At 53.5% G+C, this 18145-nt stretch carries 17 protein-coding genes and 1 other RNA gene; 7 read left to right on the top strand and 11 right to left on the bottom strand.

The window, feature by feature from the left end; all coding sequences use genetic code 11:
- Positions 1-48: 48 nt before the first annotated feature.
- Genes yqiA through nudF form a run of 4 tightly spaced genes read right to left on the bottom strand, consistent with a single transcriptional unit; the run spans position 49 to position 2542 of the window.
- Complete coding sequence (gene yqiA, locus HEP82_RS12410; protein ID WP_015855270.1) at positions 49-630, bottom strand: esterase YqiA; 582 nt, start codon at positions 628-630, stop codon at positions 49-51.
- A complete protein-coding gene (gene cpdA / locus HEP82_RS12405) occupies positions 630-1457 on the bottom strand; it encodes a 3',5'-cyclic-AMP phosphodiesterase (protein ID WP_015855271.1) in 828 nt (275 codons plus the stop codon). The genes yqiA and cpdA overlap by 1 nt, the downstream gene beginning before the upstream one ends.
- Positions 1458-1484: 27 nt before the next feature.
- Positions 1485-1907, bottom strand: a complete 423-nt coding sequence (locus tag HEP82_RS12400; protein ID WP_192458410.1) for a DUF1249 family protein — start codon at positions 1905-1907, stop codon at positions 1485-1487.
- Positions 1907-2542 (bottom strand): ADP-ribose diphosphatase, encoded by a 636-nt coding sequence (gene nudF, locus HEP82_RS12395; RefSeq protein WP_192458365.1) that lies wholly within the window; start codon positions 2540-2542, stop codon positions 1907-1909. Before nudF ends, HEP82_RS12400 begins: the two co-directional genes overlap by 1 nt.
- 499 nt (positions 2543-3041) lie before the next feature.
- Between nudF and tolC the strand changes: the two genes are divergently transcribed.
- The 3 genes from tolC to HEP82_RS12380 all read left to right on the top strand — a co-directional run bounded on the left by tolC (position 3042) and on the right by HEP82_RS12380 (position 6501).
- On the top strand, positions 3042-4451 hold the full coding sequence (tolC, locus tag HEP82_RS12390) for an outer membrane channel protein TolC (RefSeq protein WP_192458364.1): 1410 nt from the start codon (positions 3042-3044) through the stop codon (positions 4449-4451).
- Between the two features lie 151 nt (positions 4452-4602).
- Positions 4603-5328, top strand: a complete 726-nt coding sequence (locus HEP82_RS12385; RefSeq protein WP_192458363.1) for a DUF1190 family protein — start codon at positions 4603-4605, stop codon at positions 5326-5328.
- Positions 5329-5340: 12 nt separating this feature from the next.
- Complete coding sequence (locus HEP82_RS12380) at positions 5341-6501, top strand: glutathionylspermidine synthase family protein (RefSeq protein ID WP_192458362.1); 1161 nt, start codon at positions 5341-5343, stop codon at positions 6499-6501.
- A gap of 80 nt (positions 6502-6581) precedes the next feature.
- On the opposite strand, the gene ygiD is transcribed toward HEP82_RS12380, so the two are convergent.
- The 3 genes from ygiD to rsmI all read right to left on the bottom strand — a co-directional run bounded on the left by ygiD (position 6582) and on the right by rsmI (position 8971).
- A complete protein-coding gene (gene ygiD / locus HEP82_RS12375; protein ID WP_192458361.1) occupies positions 6582-7370 on the bottom strand; it encodes a 4,5-DOPA-extradiol-dioxygenase in 789 nt (262 codons plus the stop codon).
- 311 nt (positions 7371-7681) lie between these two features.
- An RNA gene (rnpB, locus tag HEP82_RS12370) (RNase P RNA component class A) lies at positions 7682-8060 on the bottom strand.
- Between the two features lie 32 nt (positions 8061-8092).
- Positions 8093-8971 carry a 16S rRNA (cytidine(1402)-2'-O)-methyltransferase gene (gene rsmI / locus HEP82_RS12365; protein WP_192458360.1) on the bottom strand — a complete coding sequence of 293 codons (879 nt, stop codon included), beginning with the start codon at positions 8969-8971 and terminating at the stop codon, positions 8093-8095.
- Positions 8972-9030: 59 nt separating this feature from the next.
- Between rsmI and HEP82_RS12360 the strand changes: the two genes are divergently transcribed.
- The 4 genes from HEP82_RS12360 to dolP are packed head-to-tail and all read left to right on the top strand — an operon-like array spanning position 9031 to position 12638.
- Complete coding sequence (locus HEP82_RS12360; protein ID WP_192458359.1) at positions 9031-11073, top strand: penicillin-binding protein activator; 2043 nt, start codon at positions 9031-9033, stop codon at positions 11071-11073.
- 11 nt (positions 11074-11084) lie between these two features.
- Positions 11085-11426, top strand: a complete 342-nt coding sequence (locus tag HEP82_RS12355) for a YraN family protein (protein ID WP_192458358.1) — start codon at positions 11085-11087, stop codon at positions 11424-11426.
- Positions 11427-11464: 38 nt separating this feature from the next.
- A complete protein-coding gene (gene diaA, locus HEP82_RS12350; RefSeq protein ID WP_192458357.1) occupies positions 11465-12055 on the top strand; it encodes a DnaA initiator-associating protein DiaA in 591 nt (196 codons plus the stop codon).
- 10 nt (positions 12056-12065) lie between these two features.
- Positions 12066-12638 (top strand): division/outer membrane stress-associated lipid-binding lipoprotein, encoded by a 573-nt coding sequence (gene dolP / locus HEP82_RS12345; protein WP_015855282.1) that lies wholly within the window; start codon positions 12066-12068, stop codon positions 12636-12638.
- A gap of 110 nt (positions 12639-12748) precedes the next feature.
- Here the strand turns inward: dolP and HEP82_RS12340 are convergent, their stop codons facing one another.
- The 4 genes from HEP82_RS12340 to arcB all read right to left on the bottom strand — a co-directional run bounded on the left by HEP82_RS12340 (position 12749) and on the right by arcB (position 18081).
- Positions 12749-14041, bottom strand: coding sequence for an alginate lyase family protein (locus tag HEP82_RS12340; RefSeq protein ID WP_192458356.1), 1293 nt, complete (start codon positions 14039-14041; stop codon positions 12749-12751).
- A 78-nt stretch (positions 14042-14119) separates the two neighbouring features.
- Positions 14120-14854, bottom strand: a complete 735-nt coding sequence (gene mtgA, locus HEP82_RS12335; protein ID WP_192458355.1) for a monofunctional biosynthetic peptidoglycan transglycosylase — start codon at positions 14852-14854, stop codon at positions 14120-14122.
- On the bottom strand, positions 14851-15504 hold the full coding sequence (gene elbB / locus HEP82_RS12330; RefSeq protein ID WP_192458354.1) for an isoprenoid biosynthesis glyoxalase ElbB: 654 nt from the start codon (positions 15502-15504) through the stop codon (positions 14851-14853). Before elbB ends, mtgA begins: the two co-directional genes overlap by 4 nt.
- 237 nt (positions 15505-15741) lie before the next feature.
- Complete coding sequence (gene arcB, locus HEP82_RS12325) at positions 15742-18081, bottom strand: aerobic respiration two-component sensor histidine kinase ArcB (protein ID WP_192458409.1); 2340 nt, start codon at positions 18079-18081, stop codon at positions 15742-15744.
- Between the last annotated feature and the right edge of the window lie 64 nt (positions 18082-18145).

Here is an 18145-nt window from a genome sequence, read left to right as displayed (position 1 = left end):
TGCCGAGCTTCCGTTCCGGTACCGAGATTGAGGTTTACGCTGTGATGATCAGTCAGTCGCCAGTCCGAGGAAATCGATGATTGGGGCGAAATAGTGCTCAAATCCGATGAAAGCGTGGTTTCCGCCAGATTCCACTGTCTGGCGGCAGGCGGTGTAATAGGCCACCGCTTGTCGGTAATCCAGCACTTCATCACCGGTCTGGAGCAGGCACCACAGCAAATCCGGGGATTCTAGCGGTTCAACCTGCATGACCTTGAGATCATAAATGTGCCGTGACTCTAACACATATTGTTCGCCGGTGTAGGGGTTCTGCTGTGCGCCCAAAAAATCCTGCAGCAGTTCAAACGGCCGTACTGCGGGGTTCACTACCACGGCTGGCAGCATAAAACACTGGGAAAGCCAGGTGGCGTAATACCCTCCCAGCGATGATCCTACAATGCCGAGCGGCCTGCCGGCGCGTTCCATCACCAGATTCTCCATCAGTTCTGCGGCCTGCGCCGGATACGGCGGCAACTGGGGACAAATCATGTCGATAGCCGGATGATGCTCAGCCAGCCATTGCCGAAGCGCCGTCGCCTTCGCCGAAAGAGGGGAACTGTTGAAACCGTGAAGATAGAGCAAGGTGGGCATCAGTAACCGTCCGAATCCATGTCAGGCAGAAACTCGCATCCGTCAAGACGGCAAACCCGGGTTTCCACGCTGCCGTCCGGCAACAGATCCAGATAGCGCCAGCCGGGGGCGACATTATCGATAGTGAAATTAGTGCAATGCGGCTTGAACTGAACACAGGTCGACGGCGTCGCCAACAACCGGCGGCCGTTCCAGTCAATGTCCATCTCTTGATGAATATGACCACACAGCACGGTTTTCACCTGCGGGAAACGGCTAAGCAGCGCATCAAGGCTATGGGCATTACGCAGACTGTGTTGATCCAGCCAAGAACAACCGGAAGGCTGTGGGTGATGATGAAGCATCAACAGCGTATGGCGCCCCGGTTGCGCCGACAACCGACGCTCCAGCCATTCCAACTGATAGTCGCTCAGTTCACCGTGCGGAACGCCGAATACCTGGCTGTCTAACAGAATCACCTGCCAGTCGTCGCCCAGTAATACGTGCTTAGACGGGGCGATGCCCGCCTTCTCCAGCGCGTCGACCATAGCGGGTTGGAAATCGTGATTGCCCGGCAGCCAGACGCAAGGCACCTGAAAGCGCCGAATCCCGCCGGCGAAATGCTGATACGCCTCGTGCGTGTGATCCTGCGCCAGGTCGCCCGTCGCAGTAATCAAATCAAAATCAAGCCGTTGGGCGGCGATGGCGTCCAGTACGGCATAGTAGCTGCGATAGGTGTCAACGCCCAGCAGCGTTCCCTGCTCGCCCGCAAACAGGTGGGTGTCTGTTATCTGTAAAATCCTGATCCTGGCCCCACACGCCACAGGAAGTGTCAACAGGCTTTCCAAATAGTGTCCTTGGTTTCTGCAATCCGCCTAATAAACGGGAACCGACATTGAACCATACGCCAAACAGTATCTCAGCCAATCTGCAAGAAACTGATTAATTTGATGCTTTTCATCACGTTGGTGTAATTTTTTATTCGGATAATCATAACGTGCCTTAAATCGGAAGATCTGCTGACTGGAACACACTTCCGCAACCATCGCATCATGATACAGCCTCACCATCATGGTGGGCAGACTCCAATAGCTCACCGCCGGCGCCGTCTGCTGGATTTCCACCAGCGAGGTATACCGCGTGGACTCTACGATCGTTAAGCGATAACAGGCGTCTTTCACCTGATAGGCCGCTGCCGCACCTACCTCTTCATTACGGGGCAACAACCGACGCAACTGAGCGAAATTGACCTCGTTGAGCCGCATCATTGCCGGGAAATCGGGGGTATAGCGCTTCATCATCCGTCCACCCACGCTTTTTTCAATACTTCATGGTGCAATGCCAACCATTGCAAGGCAATGACAGAGGCAGCGTTATCAATAATCCCCTCTTCGACCCACCGATAACTCTGCTCACGACTGACCACATGCACGCGGATATCTTCATTCTCCTCCGCCAGGCCATGAATGCCGTTTGCGGCGCCGGCATCCACTTCACCCACCAGAATCGCCAGCCTTTCGCTGGTACCGCCAGGACTCGCCAGATAACTCACCGCCGGACGACAGCGCCTCACTGCCAGCCCGGCTTCCTCCAGCGCTTCGCGACGCGCCACGTCCTCCAGACTTTCGCCGGGTTCGATCATGCCGGCCACCATTTCAAACAGCCAGGGCGTAGCGCTGGTATCGTAAGCTGCGATACGAATCTGCTCAATCAACACTACTTCGTCCCGCACCGGATCATAGGGCAACAGCACAACGGCGTGTCCGCGCTCCAGAATTTCACGACTGACTTCCCCACTCATGCCGCCATCGAACAGCCGGTGGCGAAAACGGTAGCGCTCCAGTGAAAAAAAACCTTTATAGAGCGTTTCACGTGCAATAATTTCTACATCATCTTTGGTAAAAGTACCCGGATGCGCATCTGAAGAAGCCATCACTCAACTCCCGTTGTAGACAAAAAGGATTACGACCAGACGCGAAAAACGGCAATGACGGGCGTCCGAAAACGCAACGACCGGCACGCAGCACAGCGCCTGTATGACCGAAAATCCATGCAGACGTTCACGGTTTTTTGTGCGGTCGACTTTGTGCGATAGTAAACAAGCAATCGCCAACATCTGCGCGACCGGCTCTGAACAGTAACCCAGGAAACGAAAGACCGGCCAGAACAAAATAGGGGCGATGCATGAGCAATGTTCTCATCATCGCCTTTGCGCCATTCCTGGCGCCATACGCTGGTATACGACGTCCGGCAGGTTGCCGGGCATTGTGCCCAAACCCAAATCATTAAGTAAAATAGTCTTTTGGGATAGCAATCAGGGAAGGATGGCACATTAAGCTACCGAATCCCATTCAGAGATTCTGTTAGAATCAACGGCTAATCGTCTTAAGAGGCGCTAACCTAGTCACTTTGCTGCACAACAAGGAATGCAAATGAAAAAATTGCTCCCTCTTCTTATCGGTCTGGGTCTGAGCGGTTTCAGCATCGCCAGCCAGGCAGAAGATTTGTTACAGGTTTATCAGCAGGCTAAAACCACCAACCCGGATTTGCGCAGTTCCGCAGCCACCCGTGACGCGGCATTTGAAAAAATCAACGAAGCACGTTCTTCTCTGCTGCCGCAGCTGGGTCTCGGCGCTGATTATACGCATAACAGCGGCTACCGTGACCGCAATAATGTCAACAGCAATGTCAAAAGTGCGTCACTGCAACTCACTCAATCACTTTTCAACATGTCATTGTGGAAAGCGCTGACCCTGCAGGAAAAAACCGCAGGTATTCAGGATGTGACTTATCAGACGGCGCAGCAGACGCTGATGCTCAATACCGCCACTGCCTATTTCAACGTACTGCGCGCCATCGATAATCTTTCTTACGTCAACGCGCAGAAACAATCCATCTACCGCGAACTGGATCAAACCACCCAACGTTTTAACGTGGGCCTGGTTGCCATCACCGATGTTCAGAACGCCCGGGCGCAATATGACAGCGTACTGGCGAGCGAAGTCACCGCACGCAACAATCTGGATAACGCGATGGAAAACCTGCGTCAGGTGACGGGCAATTTCTATCCGCAACTGGCGGGGCTGAACATTGATCGACTGAATCTGCAAAAACCGGATGTCGTTAATAACCTGCTGAAAGAAGGTGAAAATCGTAATCTCAGCCTGTTGTCCGCTCGCCTGAGCCAGGATTTGGCCCGCGAGCAGATTCGCTCCGCGGAAACCGGCCATATGCCGACGCTCTCCCTGACGGCATCCTCAGGCATCACCAATACCCGCTACTCAGGTTCTAAAGCCGTCGGCAGTAGTTTCAGCGATAGCGATGTCGGCCAGAATCAGGTTGGGCTGAGCTTCTCTCTGCCGCTTTACAGCGGCGGCGGCACAAGCTCTCAGGTGAAACAAGCACAATATAACTATGTTGCCGCCAGCGAGAACCTGGAAAGCGCCCATCGCTCCATGATTCAGACACTGCGTTCCGCCCACAACAACGTCTCCGCATCCATTAGCAGCATCAACGCCTACAAGCAGGCAGTGATTTCCGCACAAAGCTCGCTGGATGCGATGGAAGCCGGTTATCAGGTCGGCACCCGCACTATCGTGGATGTTCTGGACGCAACAACGACCCTGTATAACGCCAAACAACAACTCTCAGGCGCCCGCTATGACTATCTGGTCAACCAGCTGAACCTGAAACAGGCGTTGGGTACACTGAATGAAGATGATCTGAAATCGCTCAACGGTATGCTGGGCAGTGCAGTCTCTACCACGCCAGCCATCACCGACGACAGCGTGCCTACGCCAATTACGCAAGGCGCGGCTAAAACCAGTAAGGCTAAACGCTAATGACAACCACGACGGGGAACACAGTTCCCCGTTTTTTTCGCCACCGATTGCTGTAAAAACGAGCTAACAGCTTTTCATCCGCACTGCATTTTCCTATTCTTATTTCTGCTTTAACCATAATGGGCAAGATGCCCTTTTCTCTGGAAAAACAATGAAAAGAACACAAAACATCAACCATACCCGCTTCCGTAAACGCTGGAGCTATTCGATTGCCCCCATCGCGTTAGCTGTGGGTGTATCCTTTGTTCTCAGCGGTTGCGAGCAGTCCGACGAGACGGTATCGCTGTATCAAAATGCCGATGATTGCTCAAAAGCCAATCCGTCCATGAAGGAGCAGTGCGCTGTGTCCTATAACAATGCGCTGAAGGAAGCGGAAAGAACCGCCCCCAAGTACGCTACTCGAGAAGAGTGCGCATCAGCCTTTGGCGACGCACAGTGTACGCCGTCATCAACTGCCAGCAACGCTGCGGCACCGCAGCAAAGCAGTTTCTGGATGCCGCTGATGACCGGTTTTATGTTAGGGAGAATGATGGGCAATAGCGGAAGCTACATGCAGCAGCCGTTATTCAGCCAACGCAACGGGGGCGGTTACGTCGATGCCAGCGGCAAAAACTATGGCGCCACCACCGGACGCACCATCAACGTTCCCAGAGATACGCTGTCACCTAAACCCACATCCACCGTGACATCCGGTACTACCACCACGCGCGGCGGCTTTGGCGAAACGGTGTCCAAGCTCAACGGTGCGCAAAAGCAGGACGCGGGCAATACCAACTCGGGTTATAACAGCACCAATCAGAAGACATCAGCCTCAGGCGCAGAAAGCGGCAGGAGCAGCTCTGGCTCAACGCCGATTCGTCGCTCCTTTGGCGGTTAAGGCCGAACCGAGATGAAACGAATTGCCATAACAGAGCGCCCAGACTGGCGGCAAAAGGCGGCTGAATACGGTTTCCGGTTCCACACCATGTACGGCGAACCGTATTGGTGCGAAGACGCTTATTACCAATTTACGCCGGCACAAATTGATGAATTGGAAGACGCCACCGCCGACGTGCAACAAATGTGTCTGCAGGTCGTTGATAAGGTGGCTAATAGCGAAGAATGGCTGACAAAATTCCGCATCCCCAAACATACCTGGGATTTTGTACGCAGTTCATGGATTACACGCCAGCCTTCCCTCTACTCGCGGCTGGATCTGGCTTACGATGGAAACAGCCCGGCCAAATTACTGGAAAACAACGCTGATACGCCTACGTCGCTGTACGAAGCCGCATTCTTTCAATGGGTTTGGTTGGAAGATCAAATCAATGCCGGACGCTTGCCGGAGCATGCCGACCAGTTCAACAGCATTCAGGAACAACTGATCGAACGTTTCGGTCAGTTGCGAACCCACCACGGCATAGGCAACATGCACTTCACCTGCTGTCAGGACACCGAGGAAGACCGCGGTACCGTGCAATATCTGCAGGACTGCGCGCAAGAAGCCGGTGTCAATAGCCAGTTCCTGTTCATCGACGAGATTGGACTGGGAAATCGCGGCCAGTTTACCGACCTTCAGGACAATACCATCAGCAACCTGTTCAAACTGTATCCGTGGGAATTTATGCTGAGGGAAACCTTTTCCACCAAACTTGCCGACGCCGGGGTACGCTGGCTGGAACCTGGTTGGAAAAGCATTTTGTCCAACAAAGCGTTACTGCCCATGCTATGGCAAATGTTCCCCAACCATCCCAACCTGCTCCCGGCCTATTTCACGGAAGACAACCCGCCGGCGATGACGGATTACGTGATAAAGCCGTTGTTTTCCCGCGAGGGCGCCAATATACAAATCTATCGTCAGGGGCAACAGGTCGCGGCGGCCGACGGCCCTTACGGCGCAGAAGGCACCATCATTCAACAGTTCCATCCATTGCCCAAATTCAACGACAGCTATACGTTGATCGGCAGTTGGCTGGTGGGGGACACGCCTTGCGGCATAGGCGTGAGAGAGGATAAGGCATTGATTACCAAGGATTTATCGCGCTTTTATCCGCACATAATTCTGGCATAAACATATCTGGAATATACACAAAAAAACGGGTGGCAGGCCCACGGCACGCCCCCCGTTTTATCTCACCATCGGAAATCGTCTCACCCGACCTGCACCGACATCATACTGAGCGACCCCATGACAATACCATCCGTCGGAGTGGCTACCGGCTCTTGTCCATCCCAACTACCGAGCACGTACAACAGCGGCAGAAAATGATCTGGCGTCGGGTTAGAGAGCGCCGCATCGTTATGCTGCATGAAGTTCACTAACGGATGCTCCGCTGCATCGCCAAGCCAGGTCAGATTGCTGCGCACAAAATCGTTGAACGAAGTTGCCCAGCCATAGGGGGAGCCATCGCCGTTCCACTTGATCATCCGCAAGTTATGCACCACGTTGCCGCTGGCGACAATCATGTAACCCTCATCGCGTAACGCAGCCAATTTGCGGCCCAGCTCATAGTGGTAAGCCGGCGGTTTAGTGCCATCAATACTGAGCTGCACCACCGGAATATCCGCATCGGGATAGGCCTTAATCAGTACCCCCCAGGTACCGTGATCCAGCCCCCATTCTTTGTCGTCAGCATAAACCGCGACAGGCGCCAGCGCCTGCTGGATTCGCGTCGCCAACTCCGGTGAACCCGGCGCCGGATACTGCGTATCGAACAACGCCTGGGGAAAACCGCCGAAGTCATGAATGGTGCGGGGATTATCCATCGCTGTCACCGCTGTACCGCGCGTATACCAATGTGCAGATACTGCGATAATCGCTTTCGGACGCGGCAGCGTTTCCCCCAACAGCGCCCACGCCTGGGTATATTCATTATTTTCCAACGCATTCATCGGGCTACCATGGCCCAGAAACAGTGCTGGCATCCGGGAAGTGCTCATAGCGATATCCTCTGTATTCAAAAAGGGGGCAAATTTGATGGGGTTACTCTACGCCCATCCTGTGTGGGAAACAGTCGGATTAGCATGATGAAGACCATCAATAAATTTGATAATAATGCGGCTTGCGGCCAGATACCGCAGAGAGACATAAAAACGTGACAACGGCTTTCAGCAACGCTTACGGCAAACCGCAAGGTGACGCGCCGGGCCTGTTTTCAACAACGTTCACGCCGGCCAGTAAAGGGCGAATAGAAGTAGAAGATGCCATAAAAAAACCGGCTCGCTGTGATTGCAGCGAGCCGGTGATCATGCGAGGGAGTTAACCGATAAGCCGGGTTCTGTCGTGGACAGTCATTCATCTAGGCCAGACCTCGCGAACTGGCTCAAGCAGCCTACCCGGGTTCAGTACGGGCCGTACCATGTGAACCCCTATTTGGCCTTGCTCCGGGTGGAGTTTACCGTGCCACGGACTGTTACCAGCCGCGCGGTGCGCTCTTACCGCACCCTTTCACCCTTACCTGATCCCACTTAAGCGGGCCATCGGCGGTTTGCTCTCTGTTGCACTGGTCGTAGGCTTTAGCCCCCCAGGCGTTACCTGGCACCCTGCCCTATGGAGCCCGGACTTTCCTCCCCCCCATCTGTCTCCCCATAAAGGGACGGCAATGAAGCGGCGACTGTCTGGTTAACTCCGGCGCGGATAATAGGGCAAATTACCCGGCTTGTCATCCCTGATTATCGCTGTCGCTTTCCAGCTCCAGACCATAACGATAGAGTGCATTTTTTTTCACGCCATGGATCTCTGCGGCAAGCTGGGCCGCCTTTTTCAGCGGCAACTCGGCCCGCAACAGCGATAAAGTATGCAACGCCGCCGCAGGCAAACTTTCCTCATCCGGACGGAATCCTTCGACAATCAATACCATCTCGCCTTTACGGCGATTCTCATCTTGCAGTACCCACGCCAGCAAATCGGCAACCGGCGCACCATGAATAGACTCCCAGGTTTTGGTCAACTCCCGAGCCAACACCACATAACGCGCCGGGCCCAATACCTCGGCCATATCCTGCAGACTCTCAAGCAGACGATGAGTCGACTCATAAAAAATCAACGTCCGCGGCTCCTCCGCCAACATCCGTAACGTATCCTTGCGCCCCTTGGTTTTCGCCGGCAGGAACCCTTCATAGCAGAAGCGATCGGAAGGTAAGCCGGCAGCACTGAGCGCGGCAATCGCCGCGCAAGGCCCAGGCAACGGCACCACGCGAACCCCAGCCTCTCGGCATCGGCGAACCAAATGATACCCCGGATCGTTGATCAATGGCGTTCCCGCATCCGATACCAGCGCAATACTCATCCCTTCCTGCAAACGCGCCAGCAACTGCTCTGCCTTTTGCTGTTCATTGTGATCATGGAGTGCGAACAGGCGCGCATTAATCGCGAAATGTTGTAACAATAAACCGGTATGACGGGTATCTTCTGCCGCAATAACATCAACCTGTTGCAACACCGTCAACGCCCGCTGGGTGATATCGCCCAGATTACCGATAGGTGTGGGGACAATGTAAAGCGTAGAGGCAGAAATCTCTGCTTGTTGGTCGTGATTCATTGTTTCATCCGGGTTGGCGATTTAATATTGAGCATATCTAAAACATCACTGGATACAGCATGCTTCCTGAAAATTCTGTCCGTACCCATACAGCCCGCATCATCTCTATCATGTTGGCGGTGTTGTTTCTCGCGGGCTGTCCGGGCAAAGCGCCGCAAGAATCCGCGTCTCAGCAAGCGGAAGGTAAAGCCGGAGCTTCCTCTGATTACTATCTGCAACAGTTGCAGCAAAGCGGCGACAATACTACCAAGACTGACTGGCAATTACTTGCGGTTCATGCCCTGATTCAGGAAGGCAGACTGCCGCAGGCCAACGCCCAGTTGAATGCCTTGTCGGAGCAATTGAATGATCGCCAACTGCAGGAACAGCGTCTGCTTACTGCGGAACTGGCCGCAGCCCAAAACGACATGACTGTCGCGAACACTACGCTGGCGCAAATGGATGTCGGCCGCCTCTCACCGCTACAGCAGGAACGCTATTATCAAGTCCAGATCAAAGCCAATCAGGATCATCCATCACTGACGCTGATTCGTGCCTATATCGCACAGGAACCGCTGCTGCAGGGCGACGCACATCAACGCAACATTGATTTGACCTGGGCGGCGTTAAACAAACTCAGCGTGCAAGACATCAACGCCGTGGTCATCAACGCAAATGAGAATGTACTGCAAGGCTGGCTTGATTTACTCAACGTTTGGCAATCGAAATCCCAGGCTACCGATGATCGAAAAGCCGCGGTGGAAGACTGGCAAAAACGCTATCCTCGCCACCCTGCCGCCAAACAGCTGCCGACGCAGGTCATGCAGCCCACATCTATGACGGCAACGATACCGTCGACGCCAGCGGCGGCCGACGGAAGTAATAGCATTGCATTGTTGCTGCCCCTGAACGGCCAGGCACAGGTATTCGCCAACGCTATACAACAAGGTTTCAGCGCCGCCCGAAGCGGTTTCGCCGCCGCCGGCGCGCCGGCGGCGCCATCATTGGCGACAGCAGAAGCGCAACCCAGCGGTGCGCCTGCCGCTACGCCATCAACCACGACGCCCACTCTCGCCAATAACGCAACGACAATGCCCGCAGCAACGCCGCTGAAGCCCCCACCGGCATCAGTCTCCGGTGCCAATGCGATTCCGGTCAAAGTCTACGACACGTCCAATCAGTCGCTGGTCAATGTCATCGCTCAGGCACAAAAAGACGGCGCCACCACCATCGTCGGGCCATTGCTCAAAAACGAGGTGGAGCAACTTCCCAGCCTGAATCCCAGCCTGAATATCCTTGCGCTTAACCAACCGGAGCATATCCAGCCAAATACCAATATTTGCTATTTTGCGCTCTCCCCAGAAGACGAAGCGCAGGACGCCGCCCAGTTCATCAGCAAGCAAGGTAAGCAGCACCCCTTAATTCTGGCGCCGCGCGGTAATCTGGGGGATCGCGTGGTGAACGCTTTCGCCAAAGCCTGGCAACAAAATGGCGGCGGCATCGTTCTGCAACAACGTACCGGCGGCATGTATGACCTGAAACAGGCCATCAACAGCGGAGCGGGCATTGCGCTAAACGGCCAGCCGGTAGTCATGGCATCTCAATCGCCCTCGTTGCCGTCAACCACGGTTGGAGGGCTGACCATCCCTACACAGGCTCCACCACCGCAGAGCGTATCAACCGATGGCAATATAGACGCGGTTTACATTATCGCTACACCAGATGAGCTCGCGCTGATAAAACCCATGATCGATATGCGCAACAAGGCGCAACATCCAGCGCTTTACGCCAGTTCGCGCAGTTTCCAGGCGGGTCTGGGGCCGGATTTCCGCTTTGAAATGGAAGGGTTGCAGTTCAGCGATATTCCGTTCCTTACCGGTGCAAACCCTGCGCTGATGCAGCAGGCAAGCGCTCAGTTCCGCAACGATTACTCGCTGGTGCGCTTGTTTGCCATGGGAATGGATGCCTGGAAGCTGGCGAATAACTTTTCCCAACTGCGTCAGCAGCCGGGTAGCACATTGTCTGGCGCTACCGGCACACTGAGCGCGACGCCAGACTGCGTCATCAATCGCAAACTAACCTGGCTGCAGTTTCGTCAGGGGCAACTGGTGCCAGCATCCTGAACCAGAGGGAAATGGGAGCTCAGCACGAACAACAGGCGCGCAGTTATCTTGAGCGCGCCGGATTGATTTTCGTGGCCGCCAACGTTTCGTGTCGCGGCGGCGAGCTAGATCTCATCATGCGGGATGGCAGTACCTGGGTTTTTACAGAGGTGCGTTATCGCCGCAACGCCAGCTTCGGCGGAGCAGCTGCCAGCGTGACCCGGCAGAAACGACAACGACTTCTGCACGCTGCCGCCGTCTGGCTGGCGCGTCAGGGAAGCAGCCTTGAAAACGCCGACTGCCGCTTTGACGTGCTGGCGATGACGGGCAAACAAGTGGAATGGTTTCCCAATGCCTTTGGCTTCCAGGAATAACAATCTGATTTTAAAAATAAAACATAGGTCAACTGAACGTGCTGGATAGAATTAAAGTCTGTTTTACCGAGAGCATCCAAACCCAGATCGCGGCAGCGGAAGCATTACCTGATGCCATATCGCGCGCAGCCACAAGTATGGTGCAGTCGCTTCTGAACGGTAACAAAATCCTGTGCTGTGGCAACGGAACCTCTGCCGCCAATGCACAGCATTTTGCTGCAAGCATGATTAATCGTTTTGAAACCGAGCGCCCCAGCCTCCCGGCGGTGGCACTTAACGCCGATAACGTGGTCTTAACAGCTATCGCCAACGATCGCCTGCATGAAGAGGTCTATGCCAAGCAGGTTCGGGCGTTAGGTCATACCGGCGACATACTGCTGGCCATATCAACCCGCGGCAATAGCCGCGATATTGTCAAAGCCGTCGAGGCGGCAGTGACCCGTGACATGACTATCGTCGCACTTACGGGTTATGACGGCGGTGAATTGGCGGGTCTATTGGGGCAACAGGATGTAGAAATCCGGATTCCTTCACAGCGAAGCGCCAGGATTCAGGAAATGCACATGCTAACCGTCAATTGCCTGTGCGACCTGATTGATAACACGCTTTTCCCACACCAGAACGATTAAGGAGCACTCCATGAGGATATTTTCTTGCATTGCCGTGCTGTCCACCTGTCTGATGCTGCAAGGTTGCATTGGGGCCGTCGCTATCGGTAGTGCAGTGGCAACTAAATCAGCCACCGACCCGAGATCGGTGGGTACCCAAGTCGATGACGGGACACTGGAGTTGAGGGTATCCAATGCTCTGGTCAAGGATACCCAGCTACACAAGGAAGCCAGAATTTCCGTGACGGCCTATCAGGGCAAAGTGTTGCTGACCGGTCAGGCACCCTCAACAGAGCTGGCAACGCGCGCCAAACAAATAGCCATGGGCGTAGAAGGCGCTAACGAGGTGTACAACGAGATACGCAAAGGCACGCCAATCTCGTTAGGCACTGCATCCATGGATACCTGGATCACCACCAAAATTCGCTCGCAACTGCTGGCCAGCGATACGGTCAAATCGTCCAACGTCAAGGTGACTACTGAAAACGGCGAGGTTTTCCTGCTAGGGCTGCTGACCCGTAAGGAAGCGACGTCCGCTGCTGAGATCGCCAGCAAAGTCAGTGGTGTCAAACATGTGACCACCGCCTTCAGCTATCTGGACTAACGCCGCGCTATCACAGCAATCCCAGGGGAGTACCACTCCCCTGTCATCCCCCGTCAGACACCTTATCCATCTGCAACAGACCACCTCCGTCACCATGGACAAAAAGAGCGCTACGGCGCGCCTGTCAAGGTCAGTGGGTTTAACAACCAGATATCCCTGCGGGTGTCCGTACTGACGTTCTGGCGAGTGCCAGATACCTTATCCCCCGCCAACAACGCGCCATATCCCGTATCGAGCATTTGTTGTCGATAACGTCTGGAGCCAGTGGCTTGCTCTGCTTGCAGTAACAAAGGCAGCAACCGGCTGCTGCTGCGATCCAACGTTTCCCGCGGCCAGGGTTTCGCTTCATCCAGATAAGGGGCCATAAAATCCAGGGCAGTCAACAAGCTGCTACCGTTGGGAGTACGATATAACCACAGATTGTCCCCCATTTTGCTGGCTAAATGCGCCATTAGACTGGCAGCCTGTAGATTGAAATAGCTGTAGTGGAAAGAGCGGGTACGCTGCATTTCCTCCGGCTGAGAGCCGTCTGCTGCAAGCTGATGATCGAGTTTTTGTCGTTGTAGGGCGATCATGGCTTTTACCTTTTCAGGCATATGTAAATACCAGGCGATACCGGCTACCTGAACGGCATACCAGCTGCCATGGTTATTTTTCGCCATCGCTTCCTGTTTGCCGTTACGGCTCGTCAATAGCCAATTAAGGTAATCCGACATCCATGTCCTTACCTGCTGCTCATCGTCAGGTTTCCAGCCGGGGGACGTGCTCAGCAGAATCAAGGAATCCATAACCCTGGTCGAGAAATACCGACCGTCAAGTACACCGGCACCACGCCCTTGAGTAAGGCCGGGAATCGCCTGTGCATAGTCAAGATTGGGGTTCATTCGCGTTTCAGGATGAATAAACCAAGTGCGGATCATCGAGATCGCTTTGTCGGCGTACTCCTGTCGCTCAGAGAAATACCACGCTAGCGCCAGTACCTGTAACCGTTCGGTAAACCCATCCAGACGTATCAAATCGGTATGTTCGTCTTTCGTCGCCGGGTTCACATGACCATCGCGTCTTATCCAAGGTAAACCCTCCTTTTTCTTCGGATCAGGCCACCAATAGATCGCCAAGCTTAAATAATCATGACGATCCCGCCCAGGCGATATTGAAAGTTTTTGAGTAACCGAGGCATCCGGGATTTTCAGCGACTTATCCGCAGTACGCAGAAGCTGTTGATACGCAAGTTGAGTCTGTGGCAACGCACGCTTCTGTCGTAGTTGCTGTTTTACCACTGTCAATTGGTCTGACTGTAAAAACACATAAGAATTTCTGTCGTTTCCATCGCTGGCGTACGCTAGCGCAGCCATAAAAAAACATAACCAGATACCAACCCGAAGAAATGAACAATACCGCACGTTTCCTCCTCACGTATCTCACCTATCTTTACGCGGAACCACCGCAAATGGCCGACACCCACAAACATCGGTTATCGGCTAACGCAGATGGTTTTCAATCAAAAAAGCCTCTCCACCTACCTGATGCATCTGGCGAAGAATCCACTGCTGACGCCTGACGACATAGATAGATGGCTTATCAACACGATAGCGAATCGGGTTAGGCAAAACCGACGCCAACATCGCCGCTTCGCCGGACGTCAGACGACTGGCCGGTTTATTAAAAAAATGTCGGGAAGCCGCTTCGACACCAAAAACACCAGGCCCAAACTCCGCAATATTGAGATACACCGTCAGGATCCGACGTTTAGTCCATACCAGTTCGACAATCGCAGTCAGCCCTGCTTCTAGTCCTTTGCGCACCCAGCTTCGTCCATCCCACAACAACAAGTTTTTTACCGTTTGCTGAGACAGCGTCGACGCGCCGCGAATACTGCCGCCATGACGTTCGTTATGCTTAAGCGCGGCCTGGATGGCATTGAAGTCAAACCCCCAATGCTGCGGAAATTTTTGATCCTCCGCAGCAATAACCGCCAGCGGCATTACAGCGGCTATTTCATCCATCGACACCCAATTTGAACGAGCAACATAGGAGAAATCACCGCTGGCCCAGGCGCTGATTTGCCGATCGATCATCACCGCCGAAAACGGCACCGGCAGAAAAGCAAACAATAAAATCCCTGCCAGCCAGCATGCACCGACGGCAAGGAGTATACGGGTAATCAGACGTTTCAGGACTGCGATCATTCGACGCAAAACAGGCGTCGATTTCATTCAGTCAATTCCAACACTCGCGCGACCAACTTTTCAATGCCTACTGCGGCTTCACTGATCGATTGCGCCAACATATACGCAGGCGTCGTCACTACTTTATGCCCCACATCGACTACCACGTCATCGACAGGGCAGGAGACATGAATCCCCCCCATTTGCTCAATAGTCGCTGCCGTGCCACTATCATTACCAATTGTAAGGTGAACAGGGATATCCAGCAGTTTTGGCAGCATAGCCGGAGCGATGCAAATGAAGCCAATTGGTTTGTTTTTCTTATGAATGTTATTCGTAAGCATTTTCAGTTCAGCGTCCACCTGACACTCAGCTCCACGGAAAGCAAAATCACTCAAATTTTTTGCGGCTCCAAAGCCGCCAGGCACAATAAGCGCATCAAGCTGGTCGGCGCTGGCGACTGAAAGCGGCTGGATTTTCCCCCGCGCAATACGTGCGGATTCCTCTAATACATTACGTTTTTCACCGGTTGTAGCCCCGGTTAGATGATTAATGACATGTCGCTGTTCTTTATCCGGCGCAAAGCAGACTGCTTCGGCGCCAGCACGATCAATTGCAAGCAGAGTCAAGACAACTTCGTGAATCTCTGAACCATCATAAACTCCACATCCGCTGAGTACGACACCTACTTTTTTCATCGTTTATGCCCTATTTCATTACATCAACTAATTGATTTTTTGATTGACAAACACTAATCTACATCACACATTTTAATGATTCTTGTAACAACCGACGCCATATTTGCTATGGTGTGTGTTGCCAGAACAACGAAATGATTTTTAACACTTGCGTACCAACTAACCTGAGATCACATGCAGGTGTACCGGTTTCCCTGGTGTTGGCGCATAATTCGCGCACCCCGGCCTAGGTCGGGGTCATTTTTTTTCAGCTCTCGCTACCCAATCTTTCAATACCTGCACGTCCTGTTGCCAGTCGTGTTTCAGTTCATCAATCCACTCCTGCACATTGTCCCACCAGGCGGGTAATGTCGTGGTCTGAATCTGCTGTGCGACCTGCTGTAAATGCTTAAGCCCCACGGAACCGGCAGCCCCTTTGATCTTATGCCCTTCGTCCGCGATGCCCTTCTGATCTCGGGCTGTCATATTGGAATCCAGCACCGCCAGATAGCCGGGCATCATCTGCTCAAACATAGCCAAGCTTTGATGAATTAAGCCAGGCCCTACCAGATCCAGATATTGCTCCAGCATGGAGACATCCAGCACTCGATTCGACAGCGATTCGTCATCCGGATTGTCGTCTTGAGGCAGTTCATCAACATGAACGTCCCAATACTGTTTGATGACTGACGTCAGCGCAGGAACCGCCAACGGTTTACTCAGCACATCGTCCATACCCGCATCCAGATACGCTTTTTTATCCTTGAGCACGTTAGCGGTCAGCGCCACCAACGGCGGCAAATGCTGCCCGGCATAGCGTTCACGAATCTGCCGGGCAACATCAAGGCCGGTCATGTCGGGAAGCTGAATATCCAGCAACACCAGATCGAACTCATAGGGATCAAACATCGCCAATGCTTCCTGCCCCGTCATGGCGACTTCAACGCTGCTGCCAAGTTTTTCAAGCACAGAACGAGCAACCACCACGTTAAGTTCAATATCTTCCACCAGCAGGACATGCAGCGCGGGCAGCGGCAGTTCGTCGCTCTCGTCGCCATCAAGCGTTTCGTCATCCACAGCGGGAGCCACTACCGTCAGCACAAAACAGGAGCCCTTGCCCAACTCGCTGGTGACTTGAATATCCCCCCCCATTGATTGCGCCAAACGTTTTGATACCGCCAGACCGATGCCGGTTCCTGTCGCCGGTTTGCCGCCATGCTGATCCTTGACCTGGTAATACATGGAAAAAATCTTTTCCAGCTCGTCCGCCGGGATCCCCATTCCGGAATCCTCAACCTCGAAACGCAGGCGCTCACCCTGCTCACGGGAAACCCGAATAGCAATACGCCCCTGCTGAGTGAACTTCACTGCGTTGCTGATCAGATTCCACAAAATTTGCCTCAGGCGGGTTCCATCCGTCATGACGGTCTTGGGCAACGGTTGGCGCAATTCCACATCCAACTGCAACCCTTTGGGCTGCGCGAGCAGCCCTCCCAGATTTTCTAAATCGACAGTGAAACCGACAAAATCCACCGGCTGATTGTCTAGTTGAACTTTTCGGCGCTCCTGCTTATCCATCTCAATGACATCATTGAAAATATTGCCCAGTGTGATGGCGCTAACGTGAATGGTTTTCAGGTATTTTTGTTGCTCGGCATCTAGGTGGGTATCCAGCAGAATACGGCTCAAACCCACAATGCCATTCAATGGCGTGCGCAATTCATGGCTAATGGTTGAAATAAAAGTCGTCTTCTCGCGGCTGGCGTTCTCCAGCGCATCTTGATAACGCTTACGCTCGGTAATATCGCGCCCAAACCCCATCAACCCATGGCGTTTGCCCATTCGGTCATAGAAAGGCACCTTGCGAATCTCGAAACAGGATTTACGCCCATCCGGGTACTCCAGCCACTGCTCATAGGTCAGGGAGACATTGTGACGAAACACTTTTTCGTCGGTTTCCATCACCTTATCCGCCACCTCCGGCGGGTAAACATCCTTCGGCGTCAACCCGATCAACTGTTTCTGGCTTTTACCGAGCAACAACTCCATCGCCCGATTGCATCCGGAAAAGGCTTTGTTTTCGTTGCGGTAATAGACCAGATCCGGAGAAGCATCCAGGAAGGACCGCAATAGAGCCGACTGCTGTTCAAGTTCAATTTGCGCCTGCTCGCGACGAGCCATCTCCTCGCGCAATTTGCTCACCATCAACAAACGGGCTTCTTCCGCCTTGATGCGATCGCTAATCTCCTGATTCAGTTGACCAATGTTGCCCTGCAACTGCTCATTCAGCTCCTGATCGCGCTGGCGCATTTCCTCCAGTTTGGCAACCAGTCGGGACAGACGTTGGCGCGACTCTTCCAGCTGTTCAACCACCACAGAAAGGAAATAGACGGCCCAGGGCGTAATCAACAATCCGAAGAAAATGGAGCGCACCACATCGATTCGCTCCACCTGTCCGGTAAACAACATAGTCACCGCCAGCTGTACCACCAGAGCCAGCATCACCAATGCGGAAGCCAGCAGCAGGGAAAAACGCACCAGCCCCAGTTTCACCATCAAATCAACATAATATTGCGCCAACAGCCGGATTTGCTTCATCACGAATAGTTCCCCTCTGTGAATCCGCAAATCATACCGTAAAACCATCGGTAGAGCGGTAACT

Origin of the sequence: Musicola keenii (assembly GCF_014855505.1) — a bacterium.
In the GTDB taxonomy this organism is placed as follows: domain Bacteria; phylum Pseudomonadota; class Gammaproteobacteria; order Enterobacterales; family Enterobacteriaceae; genus Musicola; species Musicola paradisiaca.
The sequence above is the reverse complement of the archived record's forward strand: the minus strand, read 5'-3'. Positions and strand labels throughout refer to the sequence as shown.